Consider the following 25,710-nt stretch of genomic DNA (forward strand, 5'->3'; position numbering starts at 1 on the left):
CTGCCGCGTGGACGATTTTGCAATGACAATTGGTGAGTTTTCCGTGGCGCGAATCCCCTAGACTACTGGCAGCTGAGCAGCGGGCGCTGCCAGTGACAATAACTAGGGAGTCACAACATGGCCACGCAGGCATTCTTCGATATCGGTAACGTCATCCTCGCACCGTCGCCCACGTTTGCACGGCTGAAGGACAAGCCGCGCCCGTGGGTGCCGCTGCTGCTGCTCGTCGTGTTGACGCTGGGCGTCTCGTACTGGTACATCTCGACGCTCGATTTTTCCTGGTTCCGCGAGCACATGCTGGCGGCGCGCGGGTCCATCAAGCCGGAGGAGCGGGCCGCGCTGGAGCATTTCCTTACGCCGAAGACGATGATGTGGAGCTCCGGCGCCGGCGCCGTGCTGGGCGCACCGGTCCTGTGCGCCCTGGCGGCGCTGTACTACCTGTTGGCGGCCAAGGTGATGGGGACCGGCATCGGCTACGGCAAGTGGTTCGGCTTCGCCGTCTGGACCAGCATCCCGCGCCTGCTGGCGCTGCCGCTGTCGGCGCTGCAGATCGTGACGTCGGGCGGCCGCCTGGCGCCGGAAGACATGAACATGGTGTCGCTCAACTACCTGCTGCTGCACGTGCCGATGTCGAACCCCTGGTTCGGCTTTGCCACCAATCTCGACCTGACGTCGCTGTGGGCCATCGCGCTGGCCGCGATCGGCCTGAAGGCCTGGACGGGGCGTTCGACCGCGGCCTGCGTGACGGTCGCCGTGCTGCCGTATGCGCTCATCTACGGCATCTGGGCCGCGAAGATCGCCTTCATCGGGTAAGCGCATGAACAAGAAATCGATAGGCGCGGCCGTGGTCGCGGCGTTCTTCCTCGTCCCGGTGGCGATCAAGTTCGCGGGCAAGCCGACGCGCCGCGAGGCCGAGCTGGCGGCCGTGCAGAAGCTGGCGATCCATCCGTCGATCCTCGCCACGGGCAACCTCGTGTTCCGCCAGGAGGTGCAGCTGTCGGCCGAGGTGATCGGCAAGGTGTCCGGCGTGCTGGTGAAGGAGGGCGACAAGGTCGAGCGCGGGCAGATCCTGCTGCGGCTCGATCCGACCGTGTACCAGGCCGAGGTGGCGCAGCAGGAAGCCAACCGGCGCAACGCGGCGATCGCCATCGAGCGCGCCCAGATCAATCTCGCCAACCAGCAGCGCAACCTGGACCGCACGGGCCAGTTGTACAAGGCGAAGTACATCGACATCTCGAAATACGACGACGCCGTGCACCAGATGGACCTGGCCAAGGTGGAGGTGCGTGCCAGCCGCGAATCGCTCGAACAGGCGAGCGCGCTGCTGTCGCAGTCGCGCGAGCACCTGGCCAAGACCGAGGTGCGCGCGCCCATCGACGGCACTGTGACGGCCGTGCCGATCAAGATTGGCGAGACCGCCGTCGCCAGCGCGACCGGCATCGCGGGATCGTCCCTGATGACGATCGCCGACGTCGGTTCGATCATGGCCGAAGTGAACGTGGACGAGGCGGACATCGCGCGCGTCGCGGTCGGCCAGCAGGCCAGGGTGTTCCCGGCCGCGTTCCCCGACCAGCCGGTGACGGGCAGCGTCGAGAGCGTGGCCATGGCGCCGCGGAACACGCTGGGCGCGCAGAGCCAGGGCCGCAGCTATGTCGTCAAGCTGCACCTGCCCGACACGAAGCTGGCGCTGCGGTCCGGAATGACGTGCCGGGTCGAGATCGTCGTCGGCAACGGCGCGGCGCGGGCCGCGGTGCCCATCCAGGCCGTGATGAGCGAGGAAATCCCGGGCGCCAAGGACAAGGTCAAGAACGCCAGTTACGTGTTCGTCGTCCAGGACGGGAAGGTGAAAAAGACCACGGTGGAGCTGGGGCTGTCCGACGACGCCAACCAGGAAGTGACGAAGGGCCTGGCGGCCGGCCAGACGATCGCCGTGGGCCCGGCGCGCCTGCTGCGCGAGCTGCACGACGGCGATGCGGTGACGGCGAAGAAGGCCGAGGTGAAGGTCGCCGACGTCAAGCCCGCCGATGGAGCCCACCCGTGATCCGGCTGGAAGGCGTGACCCGGCAATACCAGATGGGCGACCAGACCGTGCACGCGCTGCAGGGCGTGGACCTGCACATCCGCGCCAACGAGTTCGTGGCGTTCATCGGCGCGTCCGGGTCCGGCAAGTCGACCATGATGAACATCGTCGGTTGCCTCGACCGCCCCAGCAGCGGCGCATACTGGCTCAACGGGCGCGAGGTCGCGACCATGTCCGGCGACGAGCTGGCGCGCGTGCGCAACGAGGAGATCGGCTTCATCTTCCAGAGTTTTCATTTGCTGCCGCGCGCGAGTGCGCTCGACAACGTGGCGCAGCCGCTGATCTATCGCGGCATACCGCTGCGCGAGCGCCTGGCGCTGGCGGAACGGGCCTTGCAGCGCGTGGGCCTGGGCGAGCGCATTCACCACCGGCCCAACGAGCTGTCGGGCGGCCAGCGCCAGCGGGTCGCGATCGCCCGCGCGCTCGTGGGCAAGCCCTCGATCCTGCTGGCCGACGAGCCGACGGGGAACCTCGATTCGGCCACCAGCGAGGAGATCCTGGAACTGATCCGCGAACTGCACGCGGGCGGGCAGACGGTCGTCGTGGTGACGCACGAACCCGAGATCGCCGCACAATGCCGGCGCATCATCCGGTTGCGCGACGGCCGGATCGTGTCGGATACGGCAAACGATGCGGAGGACGCGGCATGAACCTGTTCCTCGAAAGCCTGCGCTCGGCGCTGGCGTCGATCCGCGCGCACCGGCTGCGCAGCTTCCTCACGTCGCTCGGCATCGTGATCGGCGTGGCGTCCGTGATCACCGTGATCTCGCTGATCCAGGGCCTGTCCAAGAGCGTCAGCGACCAGTTCGAGGGCCTGGGCGGCAACGGCCTGACGATCCGGCCGCACAACGAGTTCAAGGAGGTCATGCGCGGCAAGGTGAACTACCTGCATTTCGAGGACGTGGCCCAGCTGCACCTGCGCGTGGACGGCATCCGCAACCTGAGCCCCGTGTTCACGCCCGGCTTTTCCGAAGTGCGCTTCACGGGCCTGTCGGCCACGGCCCAGGTGTTCGCCACGACGGCCAGCTACCAGGAAGTGAATGGCCGCTACGCGCGCCTGGGCAGGTTTCTCAGCGAGTCCGACGACGCCAGCGCGCGCCGCGTGGCCGTGATCGGCGAGAAGCTCATCGACGACCTGCACCTGCCGCCCGACCCGGTCGGGCAATTCATCCTGTACGCGAACGAGTGGTTCAAGATCGTCGGCGTGATGGAAAAGCGGGGCGAGATCTTCGGCATGTCGCAGGATAACTACATGATCATCCCGTTCAAGACGGGGCAAAGCATCATCGGCAACAACACGCGTCCGCAACTGCAGATCACCGTCGCGGTGCGCGACCTGGGCCGGCTGGACGCGACCCGCACCCACATCCGCATGGTCATGCGCCAGGCTCACCGCCTGAAGGCCGAGGAGCCGGACGATTTCGAGATCGAATCGGCCGACCAGATCGCGAAGTCCTTCGACAAGTTGAGCAGCACGGTGACGCTGGTGATGAGCGGCGTGGTCGGCATCGCGCTGCTGGTCGGCGGCATCGGCATCATGAACATCATGCTGGTGTCGGTGAAGGAGCGCACCCGCGAGATCGGCATCTGCAAGGCGATCGGCGCGCGCAGCCGCGACATCCTGCTGCAATTCCTGATCGAGGCCGTCACCTTGTCGCTGCTGGGCGGGTTGCTGGGCCTCGTGATCGGCTACGCGCTGGGCGTGGCGATCGCCGCCATGATCCCCGATTTCCCGCCGGCCGTCGTGCCGTGGTGGGCGGTGGCGCTGTCGGTGCTGTTTTCGGGCTCGGTGGGGGTCGTGTTCGGCGTCGTGCCGGCCAGCCAGGCGGCGCGGCTCGACCCGATCGACGCGCTCCGCTATGAATGACACCGGGGTCAGAGCCCGTTTTTTGGCACGATCTCTGGGGCAATTACCCAAAACCGGGCTCTGACCCCGGTTTTACGTCAAGTCAGGCCACCAGCTTTTTCTTCAGCAGTTCGGTGACCTGCGCCGGATTCGCCTTGCCCTTCGACGCCTTCATGCATTGGCCGATCAGCGCGTTGATCGCCGCTTCCTTGCCGGCCCTGTACTGCTCGACCGATTTCGCGTTGGCCGCGAGGACCTCGTCGACGATCGCTTCCAGCGCGCCCGTGTCCGAGATCTGCTTCAGGCCTTCGCGTTCGATGATGGCGTCGGCCAGATGCTCGTCCGCCGATTGCGCTTCCCACATCAGGCTGAACACCTTCTTGGCGGCGTTGTTCGAGATCGTGCCGTCGGCGATGCGTTTCAGCAGCAGCGCGAGTTGCGACGCTTCGACCGGCGAATCCTCGATGGCGACGTCGGCACGGTTCAGCGCGGACGACACGTCGCCCATCAGCCAGTTCGCGGCCGCCTTGGCGTTCTCCTTGCCGGCCCTGGCGACGACGGCTTCGTAATACGTCGCCATCGCCTGCGACGACGTCAGGATCAGCGCGTCGTACTCGGGCAGGCCGTAGGCGCCGATGAAGCGCTCGCGCATCGCGGCCGGCAGTTCCGGCATGTCGGCTTGCACGCGGGCTATCCACTCCTGCGAGATCGCGAGCGGCGGCAGGTCGGGGTCGGGGAAGTAGCGGTAGTCCTGCGCGTCTTCCTTGCTGCGCATCTGGCGCGTTTCCTTGCGGTCCGGGTCCCACAGGCGCGTGGCCTGCACGACCTTGCCGCCGTCTTCGATCAGCTCGATCTGGCGCCGCACTTCGTAATGCACGGCTTCTTCGATGAAGCGGAACGAGTTCAGGTTCTTGATCTCGCAGCGGGTGCCGAATTCCTTCTGGCCGACGGGGCGCACGGACACGTTGACGTCGCAGCGGAACGAGCCTTCCTGCATGTTGCCGTCGCAGACGCCGAGCCACATCACGAGGCCGTGCAGGGCCTTGGCATACGCGACGGCTTCGGCCGCGCTGCGGATTTCCGGCTCGGAGACGATCTCCAGCAGCGGCGTGCCGGCGCGGTTCAGGTCGATGCCGCTCATGCCGTGGTAGTCCTCGTGCAGCGACTTGCCGGCGTCTTCCTCGAGGTGGGCACGGGTCAGGTTGACGGTCTTCGTCTCCAGCTTGCCGTCCTTCTCGAACGCGAACGTGAGGCTGCCGCCCTGCACGACCGGGTCTTCGAACTGGCTGATCTGGTAGCCCTTCGGCAGGTCGGGGTAGAAGTAGTTCTTGCGCGCGAAGACCGACTCCGGCGCGATCTTGCCGCCCACCGCGAGGCCGAAGCGGATGGCGCGTTCGACCGCGCCCTTGTTCATCACGGGCAGCACGCCCGGCAGCGCCAGGTCGACGGGGCTGGCCTGCGTGTTCGGCTCGGCGCCGAACTTGATCGAGCTGCCGCTGAAGATTTTGGAGTTGGTCGTGAGTTGGACGTGGTTCTCAAGACCGATGACGACTTCCCATTGCATAGTGTTCTCTCTTTGTCGTTACGTTCGCATGTGCCGCCGTGGGCTCGTCACGCGTCACGCGTGGGCTCGGGGAGCCCACCCTACGATGCATTCTTGCCGTAGGGTGGGCACCCCGTGCCCACCATGCATCAAACGCCTTCCGGGGCGCGCGTATGCCAATCCGTGGCTTGCTGGTACTGGTGCGCGATGTTCAGCAGCTTCGCCTCGGCAAAGTAATTGCCGATGATTTGCAGGCCCACCGGACGCTTCGCGTTCTTCTCGCCCTGGCCAAAGCCGACCGGGATCGACATGCCGGGCAGGCCGGCCAGGCTGGTCGACAGCGTGAAGATGTCGGCCAGGTAGTTCGCCACCGGGTCGTTCGCCTTCGAGCCCAGGTCCCACGCGACGCTCGGGGCCACCGGGCCCATGATCACGTCGCACTTGTCGCGGAACGCGGCCTGGAAGTCGTCGGCGATCAGGCGGCGGATCTTCTGTGCCTGCACATAATAGGCGTCGTAGTAGCCGTGGCACAGCACGTACGTGCCGACCATGATGCGGCGCTGGACTTCCTTGCCGAAGCCCTGCGCACGCGTCTTCTTGTACATGTCCTGCAGGTCGGTGTACTCGGGGGCGCGGTAGCCGTAGCGCACGCCGTCGAAGCGCGACAGGTTGGACGACGCTTCCGCCGGCGCGATGATGTAGTAGACGGGGATCGACAGCGACGTCTTCGGCAGCGAGATCTCGACCAGCGTCGCGCCCAGCTTCACGAATTCGTCCAGCGCGGCGCGCACGGCCTGCTCGACGTCGCTGGCCAGGCCTTCGCCGAAGTATTCCTTGGGCACGCCGATGCGCAGGCCGGTCAAGGGCTGATTGAGGTCGCGCGCGAAGTCTTCGCGCGCGTTGCCTTGCTCGGCCGTGAGGCTCGTCGAGTCGCGCTCGTCGAAGCCGACCATCTCGTTCAGCAGCAACGCGCAGTCCTCGGCCGTGCGGGCCATCGGGCCGCCCTGGTCGAGCGACGAGGCGAACGCGATCATGCCGAAGCGCGACACGCGGCCGTACGTCGGCTTGATGCCGGTGATGCCGCAGAACGCGGCCGGCTGGCGGATCGAGCCGCCCGTGTCGGTGCCGGTCGCGGCGGGCGCCAGGCGCGCGGCGACCGCGGCGGCCGAGCCGCCCGACGAGCCGCCCGGCACGGCCGCGGCGTCCCACGGATTCCTGACGGCGCCGAACGCGGAGTTCTCGTTCGACGAGCCCATCGCGAATTCATCGCAGTTCAGCTTGCCCAAGGTGACCATGCCGGCGTCCGCGAATTTCGTCACGACGGTGGCGTCGAACGGACTCACGTAATTGCCCAGCATTTTCGACGCGGCGGTCGAGCGCCAGCCCTGCGTCACGAAGATGTCCTTGTGCGCGATGGGGATGCCGGTCAGCGGGCCGGCGTTGCCCGCTGCGATGCGGGCGTCGGCGGCCCTGGCCTGGGCCAGCGACAGGTCGGGATTCACGTCCAGGAAGGCGTTGTGGCTGCTCGCGGCGATGCGGTCGAGGTAGTGCTGCGCCAGCTCCGTTGCCGAGACTTGTTTCGTGTGCAGGAGCGCGGACAGCTCCTTGATGGTTTTTTGATGCATCATGATGGTCGGCGTTCGCTGCGGGTTATTCGATGACTTTCGGCACGAGGTACAGGCCGTCCTGGGTTGTCGGGGCCGGGGCCTGGTAGTCGTCGCGGTGGTTTTCTTCGGTCACCACGTCCTCGCGCAGGCGCAGCGGCAGGGCAAGCACGGCCGCCAGCGGTTGCGACAACGGCGCAACACCGCTGGTGTCGACGGCCTGCATCTGCTCGGCCAGGGCGAAGATCCCGTTCAGCTCGTTCAAGGCGATTTCGGCATGTGCCTCGTCCATATCGAGCTGAGCCAGATTGGCGATCCGTTTTACGTCTGAAAGTGTCAGGGACATGGCAAAAAGCGCGGTTCGGCACCGCGTTCAAAGATGAATGTGTAGATAATGAAATTTGGACAACGGCGCGCTAAAGCTGATAAAAGCTTTCTAATACCGTCCATCTCGCAGGCTGATATGGGCATGAAACCACCCGTTTTTCAGCGTTTAATCGGCAAATTATAAGGTAGAATGGCGGGCTAATGCGTTCTCCGGGCAAACCGGCCCTACTTCCACGCATGAAAAAGCCCGCGATGCGGATTCGGCGTTGCGGCGAAGATTCCCCGATTAATGTTAGGCGCACGTCGTTGCGCACATCAGGACACACATGTTTGGTTTTTTACGTAGCTATTTCTCGAACGACCTGGCCATCGACCTGGGTACCGCCAACACGCTGATCTATGTCCGTGGTCTGGGCATCGTACTGGACGAACCTTCGGTCGTCGCGATCCGCCAGGAGGGCGGTCCGAACGGCAAGAAGACGATCCAGGCGGTCGGCAAGGAAGCCAAGCAGATGCTCGGCAAGGTTCCCGGCAACATCGAAGCGATCCGTCCGATGAAGGATGGCGTGATTGCCGACTTCACCGTCACCGAGCAGATGCTCAAGCAGTTCATCCGCATGGTGCACGACTCGAAGTTCTTCCGGCCGTCGCCGCGCATCATCATCTGCGTGCCGTGCGGTTCGACGCAGGTCGAGCGCCGCGCGATCCGCGAATCGGCGCTGGGCGCCGGCGCGTCGCAGGTCTACCTGATCGAAGAGCCGATGGCGGCCGCGATCGGCGCCGGCCTGCCGGTGTCGGAGGCGACCGGTTCGATGGTCGTCGACATCGGCGGCGGCACCACCGAGGTCGGCATCATCTCGCTGGGCGGCATGGTCTATAAAGGTTCCGTGCGCGTGGGCGGCGACAAGTTCGACGAAGCCATCGTCAACTACATCCGCCGCAACTACGGCATGCTGATCGGCGAGCAGACCGCCGAGTCGATCAAGAAGGCCATCGGTTCCGCGTTCCCGGGCTCCGAAGTCAAGGAGATGGAAGTCAAGGGCCGCAACCTGTCGGAAGGCATCCCGCGTTCCTTCACCATCTCGTCCAACGAGATCCTGGAAGCGCTGACCGACCCGCTCAACAACATCGTCTCGGCCGTCAAGAACGCCCTCGAGCAGACCCCGCCGGAACTGGGCGCGGACATCGCCGAGAAGGGCATGATGCTGACCGGCGGCGGCGCGTTGCTGCGCGACCTCGATCGCCTGCTGATGGAAGAGACCGGCCTGCCGGTGCTGGTGGCCGAGGACCCGCTGACCTGCGTGGTGCGCGGCTCCGGCATGGCGCTCGAGCGCATGGACAAGCTGGGCTCGATCTTCTCGTACGAGTAACCCGGCAGTGGCAACGCGGACAGGACGTGTGACCGTTCCGGCGATCCCGGGGCGGCACGCGCCGTCCGCGTCTGGCGCCGCCCGGCAGTCGCATCCTGGTGCCGGGCGTCTACATCGACGCGGGCGCAGCTAGCCCCGCATTATTGGAAGTCATGGAATACAGTCCTCCGCCGCTTTTCAAGCAAGGCGCCCCCGCAAGGGTCAAGGTGACCGTGTTCGCTCTGCTCTCGATCGCGCTGCTCGTGGTCGACGCCCGCCTGCATGCGCTCACCGCCGTGCGCCAGGTGGCGGCAACGGTCCTGTACCCGTTCCAGATGGCTGCCCTGATGCCGCGCGATGCGCTGGCGAACATGGGCACGTATTTTTCCTCGATCTCCGCCCTGCAGAAGGAAGTGCGCGACCTCAAGAGCCAGCAGGTCGCGATGGCCCAGGCCATGCAGCAGGCGCAGCTCCAGATGGCCGAGAATACCCAGCTGCGGCGCCTGATGGACGCGCGCGAACACCTGCCCGTGCGTTCGCAGATGAGCGAGATCCTGTATGACGCGCGCGACCCGTCCACGCGGCGCGTGGTGCTCGACCGCGGCACCCGCAACGGCGTCAAGCTCGGCCTGCCCGTGATCGACAACGCCGGCGTCGTCGGCCAGGTCACGCGCGTGTTCCCGTTCACGTCCGAAGTCACGCTGCTGACCGACAAGGAGCAGGCGATCCCCGTGCAGGTGCTGCGCAACGGCCTGCGCAGCGTGGCCTATGGCCGCGGCCAGTCCGGCCTGCTGGACCTGCGCTTCGTCGCGCCAAACGCCGACATCCAGGTCGGCGACGTGCTCGTGACGTCGGGCCTGGACGGCGTGTATCCGGCCGGCCTCGCGGTGGCCAAGGTGATCCAGGTCGAGAACGTGGTGCAGGGCGCCTTCGGCCGCGTCGTGTGCCAGCCGCTGGCGGGCATCGACCGCTACCGCCAACTGTTGATCGTGATGTCCGACCAGCCGCTGCCGCCGCGCCCGCCCGCGGAACCGGTCAAGGCCGCCACCAGCGCGGCGTCGAAAAAGAATCTGCCGCGCATGGAACCGGTGCCGCCGCTGCCGCTGCCTCCGCAGCCGCTCGCGCCGGCCGTCGCGCCGGCCGCGAATGCCGCAAATGCCGCAAATGCCGCGAACGGCGCGCGTCCGGCGGCGCCGCACGCGAACGCCGCCGCGCGTGCGCCCGCGCCCGCGCCCGCGCCCGCGCCCGCACGTGCGACCCCGGGGGCCGCGACGGGCGCTCCGGCGCCCGCGACGGGGGCACCGGCCGCCGGCACGCCGGCCGCCACGGCACCCGTTGCCCGCCCGCCGGCACCGCCCGCCGCCCGCACCCCGGCCGCGGCCACGGCCGCACCGGCCGCGACGACGGTCGCGCGCACGCCGGCCGCAGGCACCGGCACCGCCGCGCGCCAACCGGCCGCCGCCGCGCCGGCACAAGGCGCCGCCGCAGCGCCCGCCGCCAACGCCGCCGCGCGGCCGAAGGAGGGCAACTGATGCCGACGACGAACCGTCCGCACTACATCCTGCTGCCGGTCAGCCCGCTGTTCATCGCGTTCAGCCTGGTGTGCGCCTTCATGCTCAACCTGCTGCCCTGGGGCCGCTGGGTCGGCGCGCCGGACTTCGTCGCGCTGGTGCTCGTGTTCTGGGGCATCCACCAGCCGCGCAAGGTCGGCATCGGCATCGCGTTCTGCATGGGCCTCCTGATGGACGTGCACGACGCGACGCTGCTGGGCGAGAACGCCCTGGCGTACACGCTGCTGTCGTACCTGGCGATCATGATCCACCGTCGCGTGCTGTGGTTCCCGCTCGTCACGCAGGCGATGCACGTGTTCCCGCTCCTGCTGCTGACCCAGGCGATCCAGGTGATGGTGCGCTTCTTCGTCACGGGCCGCTTCCCCGGCACGCTCGTGTTCATCGAGAGCGTCGTCGCCGTCGCGCTGTGGCCGGTGATTACGTGGCTGCTGCTGGCGCCGCAGCGCCGCGCGGTCGACAAGGACCATACGCGTCCGATCTGAAGAACCATTCACGCCATCCCGAATGACCGAGATCAAAGACAGCGATCGCGAGATCCACCTGTTCCGCATGCGCCTCACGGCGATCGCGCTGTTCGTCTTCATCTGCTTCGGCCTGCTGGTCGCACGCTTCGTCTGGTTGCAGGTCGTCAAGCACAGCCAGTACATGGCGCAGGCCGAGGACAATCGCATCGCGCTCGTGCCCATCGTACCGAACCGCGGACTGATCCTGGACCGCCACGGCGTCGTCCTGGCCAGCAACTACTCCGCCTACACGCTCGAGATCACGCCGTCGAAGCTCGAAGCGAACCTGGATTCCGTCATCGACGAACTGTCCAAGCTCGTGACGATCGAACCGAAGGACCGCAAACGCTTCAAGCGGCTGATGGAAGAATCGAAGAATTTTTCCAGCGTCCCGATCCGCACGCGCCTGACGGACGACGAGGTGGCGCGCTTCACGGCGCAGCGCTTCCGCTTCCCCGGCGTGGAGGTGCAGGCGCGCCTGTTCCGCCAGTATCCGCTGGGCGAGGTGGCGTCGCACGTGCTGGGCTATATCGGCCGCATCAACCAGGCCGAGGCCAAGGTCATCGACGCCAGCGACGATGCCGCCAACTACAACGGCACGGACCACATCGGCAAGGAAGGCCTGGAAAAGAGCTACGAACACCAGTTGCACGGCCAGACCGGCTACGAGGAAGTGGAACGCTCGGCCGGCGGCCGCGCCATCCGCACGCTCTCGCGCACCCCGCCCACGCCGGGCACCAACCTGATCCTGTCGATCGACATCGAATTGCAGAAGGTCATCGAGCAGGCATTCGGCGATTACCGCGGCGCGCTCGTCGCCATCGAACCGTCGACGGGCGACGTGCTCGCGTACGTGTCGCGCCCCGGCTTCGACCCGAACCTGTTCGTCGACGGCATCGACTCGCAGAGCTGGAGCGAGCTGAATACGTCGCTCGACAAGCCGCTGATGAACCGCCCGCTGTCCGGCACGTACCCGCCCGGCTCGACGTTCAAGCCGTACATGGCGCTGGCGGCGCTCGAATACGGCCTGCGCCGTCCCGAGTACGGCATCAGCGACCCGGGCTTCTTCATGCTGGGCGGCCACCGCTTCAACGACGACAAGAAGGGTGGCCACGGCTTCATCGACATGTACCGGTCGATCGCGGTGTCGTGCGACGTCTATTACTACCAGCTCGGCAATGAGATGGGGATCGACCGCATCCACGACTTCATGCAGCCGTTCGGCTTCGGCGAAAAGACGGGCATCGACCTCGAACACGAAAAGACCGGCATCCTGCCGTCGCAGCAATGGAAACGCGAGCGCTTCAAGCGCAACCGCGCGGCGCAGAAGTGGGTGGGCGGCGACACGATCTCGATCTCCATCGGCAACGGCTTCAACAGCTACACGCCGCTGCAGATGGCGCACGCCGTGGCCACGCTGGCCAACGACGGCGTCATCATGAAGCCGCACCTCGTCAAGATGCTCGAGGACGGCGGCAGCCACGCGCGCACGCTGACGGTGGCGAAGGCATCCGGCCGCATCCCGATCAAGCAGGAAAACATCGACATCGTCAAGCGCGCCATGGTCGGCGTGACGTCGGACGCGAAAGCGCCCGGCACGGCTGTTCTCCCGTTCCGCGGCGTCCCGTACACGGTCGCCGGCAAGACGGGTACGGCGCAGGTGGTGGGCCTGAAGGGGCAGAAGTACAATGCGGCGGCGACGCCGGAACGCCTGCGCGACAATGCGCTGTTCATTGCCTTCGCACCCGCCGACCACCCGCGCATCGCGCTCGCGCTCGTCGTGGAAAACGCCGGCTTCGGCGCGGCCGTGGCGGCGCCGATCGCGCGCAAGGCGCTCGATTACTACCTGCTCGGCAAGCGCCCGGGCGACGCCGACAAGCCGCCGCCCAAGCCCGCCGACCCGGTGCCGGCCGACGAAGACCAGGTGGCGCCCACGGCCGGCGCCGACTTCCAGCCGGGCGGCGAGACCCCCGGCAACAAGGACTGAATCATGGCGCACTTTCCCGAACGCCGCTCGCTCAGCCGGCGCCTCAAACCGTATTTCGCCGTGTTCGACCCGGCGCTGTCGCTGATCCTGTTCCTGCTGCTGTGCGTGGGACTCGTCACGCTGTCCTCGGCCGGCCACGACTTCCCCGGCCGCCTGGAAGGCCAGATGCGCAACATCGTCGCGGCCTTCGTGTTCATGTGGGCCGCGGCCATCGTGCCGCCGCAGACCCTGCTGCGCCTCGCGGTGCCCGTGTACACGTTCGGCGTCGCGCTGCTGCTGGCCGTGGCGGCCGTCGGCACCATCAAGAAGGGCGCGCGGCGCTGGCTGCACGTGGGCGTGGACATCCAGCCGTCCGAGATCATGAAGATCGCCACGCCGCTGATGCTGGCCTGGTATTTCCAGACACGGGCCGGGGCCCTCAAGTGGAAATCGTTCCTGGTGGCGGCGGTGCTGCTCGTGATCCCGTTCGGCCTCATCGCCAAGCAGCCCGACCTCGGCACGGCGCTGCTGGTGGGCGGCTCGGGCTTCTACGTGATCTTCCTGGCCGGCCTGTCGTGGAAGGCGCTCGGCGCGCTGTTCGCGGGCGGCTGCGCCGCGCTGCCCGTGGCGTGGTCGCTGATGCACGATTACCAGCGCGAGCGGATCATGACCCTGATCGACCCGACGTCCGATCCGCTCGGCAAGGGCTTCCACATCATCCAGTCGACCATCGCGATCGGCTCCGGCGGCGTGTCCGGCAAGGGGTACATGAAGGGCACGCAGGCGTATCTCGAGTTCATTCCCGAGCGCACCACCGACTTCATCTTTTCGGTATATTCCGAAGAGTTCGGTTTGATCGGTAATTTGGTACTGCTGTTCCTGTACCTGCTGCTGATCGGGCGCGCCATGATGATCGCGGCCAATGCGCCGAACCTGTTCACGCGCCTGCTGGCGGGGGCGGTCGCGATGATGTTCTTTACGTATGCCTTCGTCAATATGGGCATGGTCAGCGGCATCCTGCCGGTGGTCGGAGTTCCGCTTCCTTTCATGAGCTATGGCGGTACCGCGCTGATTACTTTGGGCCTTTGCAGTGGTATATTGATGAGTATTCAACGACACCGCAAACTGGTGCAGACCTGATATGCAAGAGAACGCGATGGCCGTTCCGAGGTTACTCCCAGCGGTCATTGCAGTGCTGGCAATGATGGCGGGATGCAGTACCACGGACCAGAACGGCGAACACAAAAGCCTGATTCCCCTGCCTTGGCGGCACAAGGTCACCCGCGTGGACCCCACGCTTCCCAACCTCCCCGCGGCCGGCTCCGGCCGCGGCGGCTACTACCAGGACGACGGCCCCGGCACGAATCCGCCGCCGGGCCTGATGGACACGCCGGACGCCGTCGTCAAGTACGAACCCTATGCCAGGTTCGCCAACAAGCCGTACTCCGTGTTCGGCCAGACCTACACGCCGCTCGTCAACGACGAACCGTTCACCCAGCGCGGCGTGGCCAGCTGGTATGGCGTGAAGTTCCACGGCCAGCGCACGTCGTCGGGCGAGCCCTACGACATGTACAAGATGACGGCCGCGCACCCGACCTTGCCGATTCCCTCGTACGCGCGCATCACGAACCTGGAGAACGGCAAGTCCGTCGTCGTGCGCATCAACGACCGCGGCCCGTTCCACTCCGACCGCATCGTCGACGTCTCGTACACGGCGGCCCTGAAACTGGGCCTGCTGGGCAAGGGCAGCCACGAAGTCCAGATCGAGCGCCTGTTCCCGGGCGACGAGATCCACCTCGCGTCCGCGCGCCGCGCCGCCGCGTCCGAGGCGCAGGCCCTGCCGCCGCCGGCCATCGCGGCCCTGATGCTGGAAGACCGCGCCGACACCGACAGCGCCGCCGTCGCGCCGGCGCCGGCGCCGGCCGCGGCGGCCGACCAGGCGGCGCCCAGGTCCGGCTTCTACCTGCAACTGGGCGCCTACGGACGCGCGGGCAAGGCCGAGGAAGTGAGCGAAAAGCTCAAGCAATCCGGCGTCGACCTGGCAATCGAGGTCGTGCGCTCCGGCAGCCTCAACCGCCTGTACGGCGGTCCGTTCGAAACCCGCGCCCTGGCGCAGGAAGCGGCGCGCGCGCTGCCGGCGGGGCTCGGGCTGCGGCCCATCGTCGTGCGCCGCTGAGCGGGCAGGGCGGGACGTTCGTCAATTCCCATAGACATCTGATGTCTGACCAGAAACAGGGCATTTCCTCGACAATGCCGCCAATCGGTGTTGTCGATCCCTGTATTTTTGGCAATAAATGTCTCAAAACACCGGTTCCCTCCATGTTTTTCGTCGGATGTCAGACATCTGCAACGATTTTTTATTTGCTATACGCTACCATTTTTTGCCCGAGAAAATCAGTAAACGTCCGAATATTAAAAGACGGTCCTGCGTTAAATGCCATATAAACGCAAAGTTTGCCATGATGTTTGCGCATAACATTTTTGTTTGCGCAATTGACACTACTAACATTGTGCTCCTACACTGGGTTTGCCAACGATAAGGACGGCCTACCGGCACGTCCTGGCACAGAACAACACAGGAGACAGCAATGATCGAGAAGTCCGTACAGCGGCGCCGCCAGCGCCGGCAAGTCGTGCTTGGCCTGGGCGTACTCGCCGGCCTCATCCAGCAAGCCTATGCGCAGGAAGCCGCCGCACCGGCCCCGGACGCACCCGCGCAAGTCGCGCCGGCCGTCCAGGCCGATGTCAACGTCGTCAAGGTGACCGGCTACCGCGCCAGTCTGCTTTCGTCGGCCAAGGACAAGAAGGAAGCCATCGGCTTCCAGGACACCATCAGCGCCGAAGACATCGGCAAGTTCCCCGACAAGAACATTGCCGAATCGCTGAGCCGCGTGCCGGGCGTGCAGATCGCGCGCGACGTGACGGGCGAGGGCACGAACATCCAGATCCGCGGCCTCGGCTCGAGCTTCACCAAGATCCTGCTGAACAATGCGCAGATCGCGGTGGCGTCGTCCGGCCCGATCGACGGCGCCAACACGAACCGCGAGGTCGACCTCGATCTGCTGCCGACCGACCTGTTCACCAAACTGACCGTCAGCAAGAGCCCGACGGCCGACCTGATCGAAGGCGGCGCCGCCGGCGTCGTGAACATGCGCAGCGCGCGTCCGTTCGACAATCCCGGTACGCACGTCTCGTACGGCGTCACGGCGCAGAAGCAGCAGATCGCCGACGGCGTCGGCGGCCGCGGCTCCCTCGTGGCCAGCAAGACCTGGGGCGACACGTTCGGTATCCTGGCCGGCTTCACCGTCAACCGCCAGAAATCGCGCACGACCGGCTACGAGACCGTCGGCCTGACCAACCCGAACCTGACGGCCGCGCAGAGCGCCTCGCCGACCCGCAACAGCACGGGCGGCGGCAACTGGACCATTCCGGCCACCGTGCCGGCCGGCGCCGGCGCGGGCCTCGTGGCGGGCACCCCGATCGACCAGGCATTCCTGCTGTCGCACAACCCGGGCCTGACGATCGACCAGATCGACAACGCCCTCTTGCCGCGCCTGGGCCGCTTCATGGATTACTTCGGCACGCGCGACAAGGGCTCGGCCATCCTCAGCGCCGAATGGCGTCCGCTGGCAAACCTGCACTTCTACGTCGACACGCTGTACAGCAAGAAGGACGACGACATGCAGCGCATCGCCTACACGTGGGCGGTCCGCAACGGCGCGTCGATCCCGCTGAACATGCAGGTCGATAACACCAACTGCACCATCGGCTGCACGGTCACGTCGGGCACGTATTCCAACGCGAGCTACTTCATCGAGTTCGGCCCGCGCCGCGACCGTACCGACCTGAAAGGCATCAACCCGGGCATGGAGTGGAAGATCACCCCGACCCTGAAACTGGATGCGCAGGCCAACGCCACCAAGTCGACGTTCTCGCACGAAGCGCCGACCGTCATGCCGATCACGGCCGCCGGCAGCGGCCTCGTCGCCACCTTCAACAACAACGGCGGCGGCGTGCCGAGCATCACGTTCAACCAGGACGTCAACGACCCGGCGAACTTCGTCTGGGCCGGCGGCCGCGTCAACATCCAGAACGAGCTGCGCGAGACGAGCACGAAGGGCTTCCACACCGACCTGACCTGGGGCGATTCGAAGCTGAGCCTCAAGGCCGGTCTCGCCTACGACGACATCGACCGCCGCATCCGCGGCCAGGACAACTCGGCCGCGTGGCAGGCTGCCGTCTGCGGCAACAACCCGAGCGTGTTCCTGCAGGGCCCGAACGGCGCCCCGGCCTGCGACGGCGCCAGCACGCCGGGCGCCAGCGCCGCCGCGCTGTACCCGGGCTACGGCACCGGCTACACGGCCGGCCAGACGGCACCGCTGGTGTACCAGGGTTCGCTGATCCCGCTGAACAAGCTGTCGACCTACTTGGTGCCCGGCCCGAACGGCCGCGTGGTCGTCGACTGGGATCGCTTCCGCAAGGATTCGAACTACGACGCCTACAATTCGAGCGCGCCGGATTCCACGAGCTCGTCGACGGGCGCCAGCTCGGGCTATGTGCGCGAGAAAACCACCGGCTTCTACACCGAGATCAATGGCGAGACCACGCTGGGCAGCTTCCCGGTGCGCTACAACGCCGGCGTACGCTATGTCCGCACGAAGCAGGACGTCGGCTCCCTGAACTCGTTCAGCGACCCGCGCAACGCCACCCTGACGCAGAACGGCTCGAAGTATCCGAACCAGACCGAGTGGGTCTACCAGGACACGACGTACAACAACACGCTGCCGTCGGCCACCGCCGCCATCACGCTGCGCAAGGACGTTGTGGCCCGCGTCGCGCTGTCGAAAAGCATGACCCGCGCGAACCCGAACTCGCTGCGTCCGGGCATCAACTTCAGCGGCACGTCGGCCGACGTCGGCACGATCGGCAGCCCGGAACTGAAACCCTACCTGTCGAACAACATCGACCTGGGCATCGACTGGTACACCGGACGTGAAGGCTACGTGAGCCTGACCGTGTTCCAGAAAAAGGTGAAGGGCTTCACCGTCATCGACAACCTGACGATGCCGTTCTCCGCCCTGGCCGCCTACGGCATCACCTACAACAACCTGATCCCGACCCAGCAGGTGGCGATCAACTCGCGCGGCGGTCCGGACGTGGCGACCGTGGTGATGAGCCAGGAGCGTAACGCCGGCGGCATCCTGACCGTGCGCGGCCTGGAAATCGGCTGGGTCCAGCCGCTCGACAAGCTGCTGCCGATCAGGGGCTTCGGCTTCAGCGAGACGGCCACGCTGATCAACCAGAGCGCGAGCGGCGAGGGCACCAACGGCTTCGTCGCCCTGAACGTACCGAAGAAGAGCAACAACTTCGGCTTCTACTACGAGAACCACGGCTACATGGCGCGCATCTCGCACCAGTACCAGCAGGGCAGCCAGTCCGCCAACGCGAACCAGAGCGGCGTGACGCTGGCGGCACTGTACGGCCGCTCGTACAAGCAGGCCGACTTCTCGTCCAGCGTGGACCTGGAAGAAGTGCTGGGCCGCGACAACTGGCCGACGATCACGTTCGACATCGTCAACCTGAACAAGGCCAAGCGCGAAGGCTACTTCCAGTTCCCGAACGCGGCGTTCAGCTCGTATGATCCGGGCCGCACGTTCCAGCTGGGCCTCCGCGGCAAGTTCTGATCACGCAGTACCCATTACGTCCCCTGTCCCCGCTTTCGACCGGCATGCTGTGCGCCGGTTGCAAGCGGGGCTTTTTCTTTTGCGGTAGCTCACACCGCTTCCTTGTTCTCCCTGCGATCCGGAACCGCCGGGCCGGCGCATCGGTCGAACCGCAATCACACGTAACGATGCGACAGGAGGCGAGGGCATGGGCACACGACTCATGGAGCTGGTCGAACGCTTCGGCGGCCGGCTGGAAGGCGATCCGCAGATCGAAGTCACGCGCATCGCCCCGCTGGACCGCGCGGGCGCCACCGACATCAGCTTTCTCAGCAACAGCCGCTTGCGGGCCGCGGCCGCGCACAGCCGGGCGGCGGCGCTGATTCTATCGCCGCTCGACGAGCCGGACGTCGCCGCCGCGTACGACGGCGCACGCATCGTCACGAACAACCCGTACGCCTATTTCGCGCGCACCGCGCAATACCTGTGCGGGTCCGCCGCGCCCGCGCCGGGCATCCACCCGTCGGCCGTCGTGCACGCGAGCGCGCGCGTGGACCCGGCCGCGTACGTCGGCGCGCACGTCACGGTGGAGGCGGGCGCCGTCATCGGGCCAGGCGCCGTGATCGACGCCGGCTGCTACATCGGGCACGACGCGTCGGTGGGCGAAAGTACGCACTTCTTCGCCAACGTGACCTTCCACGCGCGCTGCGTCATCGGCGCGCGCGGCATCGTCCACTCGGGCGCCGTGATCGGCGGCGACGGCTTCGGCTTCGCCGTGGACGGCGGCATCTACATCAAGATTCCGCAGACGGGGCGCGTGGTGATCGGCGACGACGTCGACATCGGCTCGAACACGGCGATCGACCGCGGCGCGCTGGACGACACCGTGATCGAAGACGGCGTGAAGCTCGACAACCTGATCCAGATCGGCCACAACTGCCGCATCGGCGCGCACACGGCAATGGCGGGCTGCGTCGGCGTGGCGGGCAGCGCCAACATCGGCAGCCACTGCACGTTCGGCGGCGCCGCGATGATCAACGGCCACATCGACATCGCCGACAACGTCCACGTCACGGCCGGCACGCTGGTGCCGAACTCGATCGCGGCACCGGGCCGCTACACGGGCTTTTATCCGATCGCGCCGAACGCGGAATGGGAACGCAGCGCGGCGCTCGTGCGCAACCTGTCGGCCATGCGCGACAAGGTCAGGGCGCTCGAGCGGGCCATGAAAGTGCTGGGCGGGGAGCCGGTGGGGCGATCGGGGTAGGCGCCCGCACGGTCACCGGCCCGCGCCCGCCATGGTCAGGACCATGCGGAACCTGGCGGCGCCGGACCGCATCTTTTGGTAGGCTTCGTTGGCCCGCTCGAACGGCATCACCTCGATCATCGGACGAATGCCGGCCAGCACGCTGAACGCGAGGGTCTTTTCGTTTTCGTAGGGCGTGCCCGTCAACGATCCGACGATCTCACGCTCACCGACCACCAGCTGGCCGGATGAGACCGGCAACGGATCCTTGCCGGCACCGAGCAACACCAGCCGTCCACGCGGCGCCAGGCCGCCGGCCAGCGCGGCAACAGCGGAAGGATCGCCGATGGCGGCGACGATCGCCTGCGCACCGCCCATCTCCCGCAGCCGCGCGGCGGCGTCCTCCACATCGGTGTCGATGTAGCGGTGGGCGCCCAGGGCCAGCGCATCGGCGGCGATGTCGCTGCCGCGCCCGACCGCGATCACCCGGAAACCCATATGGCGCGCGTACTGCACCGCCATATGCCCGAGGCCGCCGATGCCGAGGATGGCGACGGTGTCGCCGGCTTGCGCGCCGCTCTTCTTCAACGCGTTGAATGTGGCGATGCCTGCGCACAGGATGGGCGCCGTGTCTTCGGCGTCGAGCTCGTCCGGAATGGCGATCAGCGCGGTTGCCCGCGCCACCATCATTTCCGCGTAGCCGCCGTCACGCGTCGCGCCGACGAAAGGCTGGTTCTGGCACAGCGTGAACCGGCCCTGGCGGCACGGGGCGCACTCGTTGCAGTGACCGCCAAGCCGGCCGACGCCGACACGCTGGCCCCTTTTCCAGATCGATGGCGCGTGCGCACCCAGGGCGGCGATACGCCCGACGACTTCGTGGCCCGGTACGCGGGGCGGCTGCAGGGCCGGATCGGCGCCTTCGATGTCGGCGACGTCCGCACCGCACATGCCGCAGGCTTCGATCCGGATGAGGACTTCGCCGACGCCGGGTGACGGTATCGGCCGCTCCACGAGTTCCAGGATGCCTGGGCGGGTGACTTGCATGGCGCGATAGGTGGAGTTCATGATCGTTATTCCAAATAATGAAGGGTGTCGTTGGTCAAAGGATCGAGCAATGCGCGCACGCCCACGCTCGCGGCATCGACGGCACCGGCCAGATACCCCGGAAACCGGGACGACCACTCGCTGGCGATCCCGGTCAGGCGTCCTTCCCAGGGGCCGGCCGGGGCCGTGGCGTCAGGCGCCCCCGCGTGCCCGCCGGTGGCATGCGCATCCATGGCGGTCGCCGTGTACGGATCGGATGCCCAGTCCTTCAGGAACTCGGCCGTGGGCGCGGCCGCTTGCGGTCCGAACAGGCGGCCGAGCTGCGCGCGGCAGTGCGCCCGCAAGACGTCGTCCGGCACACGCTTGCGCACGGCGGCCGGCACACTGAAAAAGCCGAACAGCGCGGCGCTGCCGCCAGGCATGGACGCGTCGTGGATGTCGCCCAGCGGACCGGCCATGCTGCGGGCCGCGCCGGACAACCCCTGGTCGCGCCAGAACGGCGCCGCGTACACGGCGACGTATTTCGCGTGCGGCGCCATCCAGGTGTCCGTCGCACGCCACTGCCGGGCGAGCGATGACGGCAGGGCCGGCGCAAAATCGATGCCGCTTTCCGCCAGGCGCGGCGGCACCGCCAGCAGCACATGGCCGGCGCGCCAGGTCGTCGCATGACCCGTCGCGTCTTCGCTGTCGATCTCCACGCCGGGCCCGGCACGACGCATGCGCCGCACCGCCTGACCGGTGACGATGCGCGTCTCGTCCACGCGTCGCCGCAGCGCGTCGACGAGCGCGCCCATCCCGCCGGCCAGGCGCATCGACGCCGGCGAACTGGCATGGCCGCGCGTGCGCAGGGGCGCTTCGTTGTGCGTGCGTTCGACCAGCATGTCGCCGGCCTCGTGTTGCCGGAAGCGCACGAGGCCGAGGTCGCTCACCAGGCGATCCAGCTGGCTCTGGCAGCCCGGCCAGAACCAGGCGGGGCCCAGGTCGAAACGGTCGACCGGGCCGGCAGCGCCAGGCGTCGACACGATGCGGCCACCGACGACGTCGCGCGCGTCGATGACCACGTAATCGGTCATGCCGTGTTGCGCGAGCAGGGCGGCCGCGTACAAGCCGCTCAGGCCGCCGCCGACGATCGCCACCTTTACCGTTCGCATACGTGTTCCTTTTCCGCCATGCCGCGCAGATGGCCGGTCTTGACATACAGCGTTGCGCCGTCCGGGCCGGCCGCGATGGCCGGACGGTCGCCGGGTGGCAGCCGGAGCCAGCTGCCGCATTCGTACGCCGCGGACGCCACGCGCGCCGCGCCGGCGATCACGAAGACTTCGGCACCGTCGTCGAAGCGCGCCGGCAGGCGTTGTCCGGCCGCCAGCCGGTGCACGCACACCACTTCGGTCGCGCTGGAGAACAACGGGCATGTATCGCCGCCCGCGCCGTGCCGCCATGACGACGGGTCGTTGACGTCGATGCGGACCGGTGCGGTCTCCGCGGGCTCCTTCTGGCAGAGCTTGACGAAGATGACGGCGCCCTCGGGACTGGAAGGCCGGTGCGCGGAACCGGGCGGATTGCGCAGATACCAGCCGGCCGGATAACGCTCGCCGTCCTCGCAGAATGCGCCGGACAACACCAGGATCTCCTCGCCGCCGGGGTGCCGGTGGCGAGGAAAACAGGCGCCCGGCGCATAACGCACGATGCTGGTGGCCCGGGCTGCTTCGCCGCCCAGGCGGTCCAGCATCACGCGTTCGACGCCGCCTTGCGGGGAACGGACCCAGCGATACTCGCCGGGCGCGACCGCCGCGGGGCGCGAGAAGTCTGCATTGACGCGCATGCGCGTCACTTGCCGGGCACCTGGGCGTGCGCTTCGAGCACGCGCGCCGAGTAGGTCAGGGCGGCGCCCGCATTCAGCGCGATCGCGACGCCCAGCGCTTCCGAAATTTCTTCCAGGGTGGCGCCGTGTTCGACGGCCTTCTGGGTGTGCACGGCAATGCAGCCGTCGCAGCGCGTCGTGACGGCGACAGCCAGGGCGATCAGTTCATGTATCCTGGGCGCCAGGTGGCCGGTCCTGGCGGCGGCGCCGTCGATGGCCATCAGGCCGCGTACGACGTCCGGGCTTTGTCTGGCATAGTCGCCCACGCGTTCCAGCAGGGCGTTTCGGTAGGTATTCCAGTCGTGCATCATGATTCGGACTCCGGTGTGATAGCGATTTAATTGCGGCCGGCCATGACGCCGCCGTCGACGTCCCAGATCGCGCCCGTCACCCAGTCCGCCTTGTCCGACAGCAGGAAGGCGATGACCTCGGCAACGTCCTGCGGCGTACCGACGCGGCCGATCGGGTGGAAGCCGTTGAATCCCTGGAGCGTGCCGTGCACGTCGGCTTTCGGGATGAAGCCTTCATAGATCGGGGTCTGCACGACCGCCGGCGACACGGCGTTGACGCGGATGCGGCTCGGCGCGAGTTCCATCGCCAGGTGCTGGGTCAGCGCATGCAGGCCGGCCTTGGCCATGGAATAGGCGGACGACGGCGTCGCCGCGATCGCCTGTTTGGCCCACATCGAGCCGATGTTGACGATCGCGCCCGGCCGCTCGCCGGCGACCAGGTTGGCCGCGACCTTCTGCGTGATGAAGAAGAGGGCCTTGTTCAGCTTCATGTACTGGTCGTAATCCGCCTCCTCGTGCGCCAGGAACGGTTTCGGGAAAAACACGCCGGCGGCATTGACCAGCAGGTCGATGTCCGCGTGGTGCGCATCGATCGTTGCGAGCAGTTGCGCGAGACCGTCTTCGCGCGCCAGGTCGGCAGTGAGTGCCGTCACCTGGCCCAGCGCGGCGAGTTCCCGGCGCGCGTCCTCGGTCTTGTCCGGCCGATTGCCGACGATGACGACGCTGCCGCCCTCCGCGACGACCGTCCGGGCCGCCGCGAACCCCATCCCGCTGGTGCCGCCGACGACCAGCAGTTTCCTGCCTTTGAATTGAGTGCTCATGGTATTTACCTTTCCAGTGTTTGCCGAGCTCGCTGCTCGGAGAAGATTTACTTTGCGACGGAAAGGAGTGTGCGTCTGAAAGAACTCATCGACAAATGAGATAAACTGTGCGGCACTGATAGAAAAAGTTTAGTGCCGTGAAAGCGCCCGTCCATCTCAACGCCTTGCGTGCCTTCGAAGCGAGCGCGCGTCACCAGAGCTTTTCGGCCGCGGCGGCCGAACTCAACGTCACGCCGGCCGCCGTCGGGCAACTCGTCCGCATGCTGGAGAACTGGCTCGGCATGCCCCTGTTTCATCGCACGGCCAGCGGACGTGCCCGCCTCGTGACGACCGAGGCGGCCGAACGGGCGCTGCCGGACATCCGGGCCGGGTTCGACCGGCTTGCCCTCGGGCTGGAACGGCTCAAGGAAGGATCGACCCACGGCGTGCTCACCGTGACGGTCAGCCCCGCATTCGCGGCCAAATGGCTGCTGCCGCGCATCGACCGGTTCCAGGCCGCGTGGCCCGACACGGACGTGCGGCTGGAGACCAGTCTCAAGCCCGTCGATTTCGTCGCGCAGCGCATCGACATCGGTGTCCGTTATGGCCTGGGCAGGTGGGCGGGCGTGCACGCGGACAAGCTGATGGACGAGGAAATCTATCCGGTCTGCGCGCCGGCACTGCTGCGCCGGAAGCGACGTGCGCCGCAGCCGGCGGACCTGATGCACGAGACGCTCATCCACGATTTATCGATGGATGGACATGCCGAATTTCCGACCTGGGATGCGTGGTTGCGCACGGCCGGGGTAACGGGCGTGGCCACGGCGCGCGGCATGAAAATCAACAACTCCGCCGCCGTCCTGCAAGCGGCGCTCGAGGGGCATGGCATCGCGCTCGCGCGCAGCGTGATGGCGCGTGACGATCTCCTGTCCGGACGGCTGATCCGCCTGTTCCCCGAGATTACGTTCGCCTCACCGCTGGCCTACTACGTGGTGTTCCGGCCCGATTGCGCGGCGCTGCCGCGGCTCGTCGCATTTCGCGACTGGCTGCACCGGGAGGCGGCGCGCGATCAGGACGCGCTCGATCGCAACGCCTGACGTCCGCGCCGAAGGCGATGTGGTGGCGCGCCATGATGTCCTTGACCAGCGGGATCAGGGTATCGATCTGCTTTTCGGGAAAGGCGCCCAGGTCCGAGGCGAACGATCAACGCTTGCTGGCGCGACGCCGGCTCAGTTGCAACTCTTGACGTCGGCGCCGTCGTAGCGTTCCGCGTAGCCTTCGATGCGCTTGCGGGTCGCGGCGTCGAGGCTGCGCACGCGATAGACGTAGTGCGTGGTCTGCGGTCCGCGCGGGGCGATGCGCGCCGTGTGCACGCCCTGTTTGCCCAGTTGGGCGAGCATGGCCTGGGCGCTGCTTTCGGTCTTGAACACGCCGAGCGAGATCGCGTACTTGAGCGGGGAATCGGTCTGCATGATGTAGAAATTGGTCACGCCCAGGTTGCGCAGCTCCGCGGCCTTCTTGTCGGCCGCTTCCTTGCTGCCCTGGGACGGGATGTGCACGAGCCAGCTGGTCACGTCCTGGGCCTGGACGGCCTGGCGCGACTGGCGGTCGCCGAGGTCGAGCGCGGCCAGGCGCGCGTCGAAACGGCGCGCGTCGCCCGCGTCGAGCGGGCCGATTTCCGTGCAGGCGAAGGCGGGCGCGGGGGTGGCCGCAGCAGCGGGCGTGGTGGCTGGCGCTTTCGCGGCGGTTGCGGCGGCTGCAGGCGCGCTCGTCGCCGCGCTTGCCACTGCCGCGCCATCGGCCTCGTCGCCACCCGGCGGCGGCGCGGCGGCCTTCGCGGCGGCTTCGGCCTGTTCGCGCGTCAGCAGCGTCATCTTGGCCGTGTTGAACTGGCGCTTGAGGCGCGCCGGTTCGTGTTCATTGCTCTTGCCGGTGCCGAACAGGCCCTGGGCATACGCGAACAGGGCGGCGTTCAGGAACAGCAGGGACCAGAAGGCGAGTCGTAGCACGAGCGTGT

At 67.0% G+C, this 25,710-nt stretch carries 22 protein-coding genes; 13 read left to right on the forward strand and 9 right to left on the reverse strand.

Features of this window, described 5'->3' with window-relative positions:
• Window positions 1–117: 117 nt before the first annotated feature.
• The 4 genes from ACEN9Q_RS00435 to ACEN9Q_RS00450 are packed head-to-tail and all read left to right on the forward strand — an operon-like array spanning window position 118 to window position 3,947.
• Window positions 118–813 carry a YIP1 family protein gene (locus tag ACEN9Q_RS00435; RefSeq protein WP_056448139.1) on the forward strand — a complete coding sequence of 232 codons (696 nt, stop codon included), beginning with the start codon at window positions 118–120 and terminating at the stop codon, window positions 811–813.
• 4 nt (window positions 814–817) lie between these two features.
• Window positions 818–2,041, forward strand: coding sequence for an efflux RND transporter periplasmic adaptor subunit (locus ACEN9Q_RS00440; RefSeq protein WP_495626997.1), 1,224 nt, complete (start codon window positions 818–820; stop codon window positions 2,039–2,041).
• A complete protein-coding gene (locus ACEN9Q_RS00445) occupies window positions 2,038–2,730 on the forward strand; it encodes an ABC transporter ATP-binding protein (RefSeq protein WP_200958390.1) in 693 nt (230 codons plus the stop codon). The genes ACEN9Q_RS00440 and ACEN9Q_RS00445 overlap by 4 nt, the downstream gene beginning before the upstream one ends.
• Window positions 2,727–3,947, forward strand: a complete 1,221-nt coding sequence (locus tag ACEN9Q_RS00450; protein WP_056448133.1) for an ABC transporter permease — start codon at window positions 2,727–2,729, stop codon at window positions 3,945–3,947. Before ACEN9Q_RS00445 ends, ACEN9Q_RS00450 begins: the two co-directional genes overlap by 4 nt.
• An 82-nt stretch (window positions 3,948–4,029) precedes the next feature.
• Here ACEN9Q_RS00450 and gatB read toward each other — a convergent pair whose 3' ends face one another.
• From gatB to gatC, 3 genes are all read right to left on the reverse strand, one after another.
• A complete protein-coding gene (gatB, locus tag ACEN9Q_RS00455) occupies window positions 4,030–5,490 on the reverse strand; it encodes an Asp-tRNA(Asn)/Glu-tRNA(Gln) amidotransferase subunit GatB (protein ID WP_495626998.1) in 1,461 nt (486 codons plus the stop codon).
• A gap of 128 nt (window positions 5,491–5,618) precedes the next feature.
• Window positions 5,619–7,094 (reverse strand): Asp-tRNA(Asn)/Glu-tRNA(Gln) amidotransferase subunit GatA, encoded by a 1,476-nt coding sequence (gene gatA / locus ACEN9Q_RS00460; RefSeq protein WP_495628900.1) that lies wholly within the window; start codon window positions 7,092–7,094, stop codon window positions 5,619–5,621.
• A 25-nt stretch (window positions 7,095–7,119) separates the two neighbouring features.
• Window positions 7,120–7,419 (reverse strand): Asp-tRNA(Asn)/Glu-tRNA(Gln) amidotransferase subunit GatC, encoded by a 300-nt coding sequence (gene gatC / locus ACEN9Q_RS00465; protein WP_056448127.1) that lies wholly within the window; start codon window positions 7,417–7,419, stop codon window positions 7,120–7,122.
• Window positions 7,420–7,726: 307 nt separating this feature from the next.
• Here gatC and ACEN9Q_RS00470 point away from each other — a divergent pair, with 307 nt between their 5' ends.
• The 8 genes from ACEN9Q_RS00470 (at window position 7,727) to lpxD (ending at window position 19,719) form a co-directional block, all read left to right on the forward strand.
• Window positions 7,727–8,770: a rod shape-determining protein gene (locus ACEN9Q_RS00470; protein ID WP_025511657.1), complete on the forward strand. Its 1,044-nt coding sequence runs from the start codon at window positions 7,727–7,729 to the stop codon at window positions 8,768–8,770.
• A gap of 152 nt (window positions 8,771–8,922) precedes the next feature.
• Window positions 8,923–10,281, forward strand: a complete 1,359-nt coding sequence (gene mreC / locus ACEN9Q_RS00475; RefSeq protein ID WP_495626999.1) for a rod shape-determining protein MreC — start codon at window positions 8,923–8,925, stop codon at window positions 10,279–10,281.
• The gene (mreD, locus tag ACEN9Q_RS00480; RefSeq protein WP_495627000.1) at window positions 10,281–10,802 is read left to right on the forward strand and encodes a rod shape-determining protein MreD; all 522 of its coding nucleotides are present in this window, start codon (window positions 10,281–10,283) and stop codon (window positions 10,800–10,802) included. The genes mreC and mreD overlap by 1 nt, the downstream gene beginning before the upstream one ends.
• A 22-nt stretch (window positions 10,803–10,824) precedes the next feature.
• Complete coding sequence (mrdA, locus tag ACEN9Q_RS00485) at window positions 10,825–12,810, forward strand: penicillin-binding protein 2 (protein ID WP_495627001.1); 1,986 nt, start codon at window positions 10,825–10,827, stop codon at window positions 12,808–12,810.
• 3 nt (window positions 12,811–12,813) lie between these two features.
• Window positions 12,814–13,929: a rod shape-determining protein RodA gene (gene rodA, locus ACEN9Q_RS00490; RefSeq protein WP_056448115.1), complete on the forward strand. Its 1,116-nt coding sequence runs from the start codon at window positions 12,814–12,816 to the stop codon at window positions 13,927–13,929.
• A gap of 145 nt (window positions 13,930–14,074) precedes the next feature.
• Entirely contained in the window at window positions 14,075–14,965 is an 891-nt protein-coding gene (locus tag ACEN9Q_RS00495) for a septal ring lytic transglycosylase RlpA family protein (RefSeq protein ID WP_229412843.1), read from the forward strand.
• A 412-nt stretch (window positions 14,966–15,377) separates the two neighbouring features.
• Window positions 15,378–18,473, forward strand: coding sequence for a TonB-dependent receptor (locus ACEN9Q_RS00500; protein ID WP_495627002.1), 3,096 nt, complete (start codon window positions 15,378–15,380; stop codon window positions 18,471–18,473).
• Window positions 18,474–18,660: 187 nt separating this feature from the next.
• The gene (lpxD, locus tag ACEN9Q_RS00505; protein WP_495627003.1) at window positions 18,661–19,719 is read left to right on the forward strand and encodes a UDP-3-O-(3-hydroxymyristoyl)glucosamine N-acyltransferase; all 1,059 of its coding nucleotides are present in this window, start codon (window positions 18,661–18,663) and stop codon (window positions 19,717–19,719) included.
• Window positions 19,720–19,731: 12 nt separating this feature from the next.
• Here lpxD and ACEN9Q_RS00510 read toward each other — a convergent pair whose 3' ends face one another.
• The 5 genes from ACEN9Q_RS00510 to ACEN9Q_RS00530 are packed head-to-tail and all read right to left on the reverse strand — an operon-like array spanning window position 19,732 to window position 23,714.
• Complete coding sequence (locus ACEN9Q_RS00510) at window positions 19,732–20,763, reverse strand: alcohol dehydrogenase (protein WP_495627004.1); 1,032 nt, start codon at window positions 20,761–20,763, stop codon at window positions 19,732–19,734.
• A gap of 5 nt (window positions 20,764–20,768) precedes the next feature.
• On the reverse strand, window positions 20,769–21,893 hold the full coding sequence (locus tag ACEN9Q_RS00515; RefSeq protein WP_495627005.1) for a flavin monoamine oxidase family protein: 1,125 nt from the start codon (window positions 21,891–21,893) through the stop codon (window positions 20,769–20,771).
• A complete protein-coding gene (locus tag ACEN9Q_RS00520) occupies window positions 21,881–22,564 on the reverse strand; it encodes a cupin domain-containing protein (protein WP_495627006.1) in 684 nt (227 codons plus the stop codon). The genes ACEN9Q_RS00515 and ACEN9Q_RS00520 overlap by 13 nt, the downstream gene beginning before the upstream one ends.
• Before the next feature lie 5 nt (window positions 22,565–22,569).
• Window positions 22,570–22,914 carry a carboxymuconolactone decarboxylase family protein gene (locus ACEN9Q_RS00525; RefSeq protein WP_495627007.1) on the reverse strand — a complete coding sequence of 115 codons (345 nt, stop codon included), beginning with the start codon at window positions 22,912–22,914 and terminating at the stop codon, window positions 22,570–22,572.
• Between the two features lie 26 nt (window positions 22,915–22,940).
• Entirely contained in the window at window positions 22,941–23,714 is a 774-nt protein-coding gene (locus ACEN9Q_RS00530) for an SDR family NAD(P)-dependent oxidoreductase (protein ID WP_495627008.1), read from the reverse strand.
• 137 nt (window positions 23,715–23,851) lie between these two features.
• Here ACEN9Q_RS00530 and gcvA point away from each other — a divergent pair, with 137 nt between their 5' ends.
• Window positions 23,852–24,790: a transcriptional regulator GcvA gene (gcvA, locus tag ACEN9Q_RS00535; RefSeq protein WP_495627009.1), complete on the forward strand. Its 939-nt coding sequence runs from the start codon at window positions 23,852–23,854 to the stop codon at window positions 24,788–24,790.
• Window positions 24,791–24,922: 132 nt separating this feature from the next.
• Here the strand turns inward: gcvA and ACEN9Q_RS00540 are convergent, their stop codons facing one another.
• Entirely contained in the window at window positions 24,923–25,702 is a 780-nt protein-coding gene (locus ACEN9Q_RS00540) for an SPOR domain-containing protein (RefSeq protein ID WP_495627010.1), read from the reverse strand.
• Window positions 25,703–25,710 lie beyond the last annotated feature (8 nt).

This window comes from Massilia sp. Masssp93 (assembly GCF_059491295.1).

Coding starts and splice junctions, on each gene's coding strand:
- rodA (WP_056448115.1), top strand. CDS start 12,814: ATGGCGCACTTTCCCGAACGCCGCTCGCTCAGCCGGCGCCTCAAACCG.
- ACEN9Q_RS00525 (WP_495627007.1), bottom strand. CDS start 22,914: ATGATGCACGACTGGAATACCTACCGAAACGCCCTGCTGGAACGCGTG.
- gatB (WP_495626998.1), bottom strand. CDS start 5,490: ATGCAATGGGAAGTCGTCATCGGTCTTGAGAACCACGTCCAACTCACG.
- ACEN9Q_RS00470 (WP_025511657.1), top strand. CDS start 7,727: ATGTTTGGTTTTTTACGTAGCTATTTCTCGAACGACCTGGCCATCGAC.
- ACEN9Q_RS00450 (WP_056448133.1), top strand. CDS start 2,727: ATGAACCTGTTCCTCGAAAGCCTGCGCTCGGCGCTGGCGTCGATCCGC.
- ACEN9Q_RS00510 (WP_495627004.1), bottom strand. CDS start 20,763: ATGAACTCCACCTATCGCGCCATGCAAGTCACCCGCCCAGGCATCCTG.
- lpxD (WP_495627003.1), top strand. CDS start 18,661: ATGGGCACACGACTCATGGAGCTGGTCGAACGCTTCGGCGGCCGGCTG.
- mrdA (WP_495627001.1), top strand. CDS start 10,825: ATGACCGAGATCAAAGACAGCGATCGCGAGATCCACCTGTTCCGCATG.
- mreD (WP_495627000.1), top strand. CDS start 10,281: ATGCCGACGACGAACCGTCCGCACTACATCCTGCTGCCGGTCAGCCCG.
- ACEN9Q_RS00500 (WP_495627002.1), top strand. CDS start 15,378: ATGATCGAGAAGTCCGTACAGCGGCGCCGCCAGCGCCGGCAAGTCGTG.
- mreC (WP_495626999.1), top strand. CDS start 8,923: ATGGAATACAGTCCTCCGCCGCTTTTCAAGCAAGGCGCCCCCGCAAGG.
- gatA (WP_495628900.1), bottom strand. CDS start 7,094: ATGCATCAAAAAACCATCAAGGAGCTGTCCGCGCTCCTGCACACGAAA.
- gatC (WP_056448127.1), bottom strand. CDS start 7,419: ATGTCCCTGACACTTTCAGACGTAAAACGGATCGCCAATCTGGCTCAG.
- ACEN9Q_RS00435 (WP_056448139.1), top strand. CDS start 118: ATGGCCACGCAGGCATTCTTCGATATCGGTAACGTCATCCTCGCACCG.
- ACEN9Q_RS00440 (WP_495626997.1), top strand. CDS start 818: ATGAACAAGAAATCGATAGGCGCGGCCGTGGTCGCGGCGTTCTTCCTC.
- ACEN9Q_RS00515 (WP_495627005.1), bottom strand. CDS start 21,893: ATGCGAACGGTAAAGGTGGCGATCGTCGGCGGCGGCCTGAGCGGCTTG.
- ACEN9Q_RS00520 (WP_495627006.1), bottom strand. CDS start 22,564: ATGCGCGTCAATGCAGACTTCTCGCGCCCCGCGGCGGTCGCGCCCGGC.
- ACEN9Q_RS00530 (WP_495627008.1), bottom strand. CDS start 23,714: ATGAGCACTCAATTCAAAGGCAGGAAACTGCTGGTCGTCGGCGGCACC.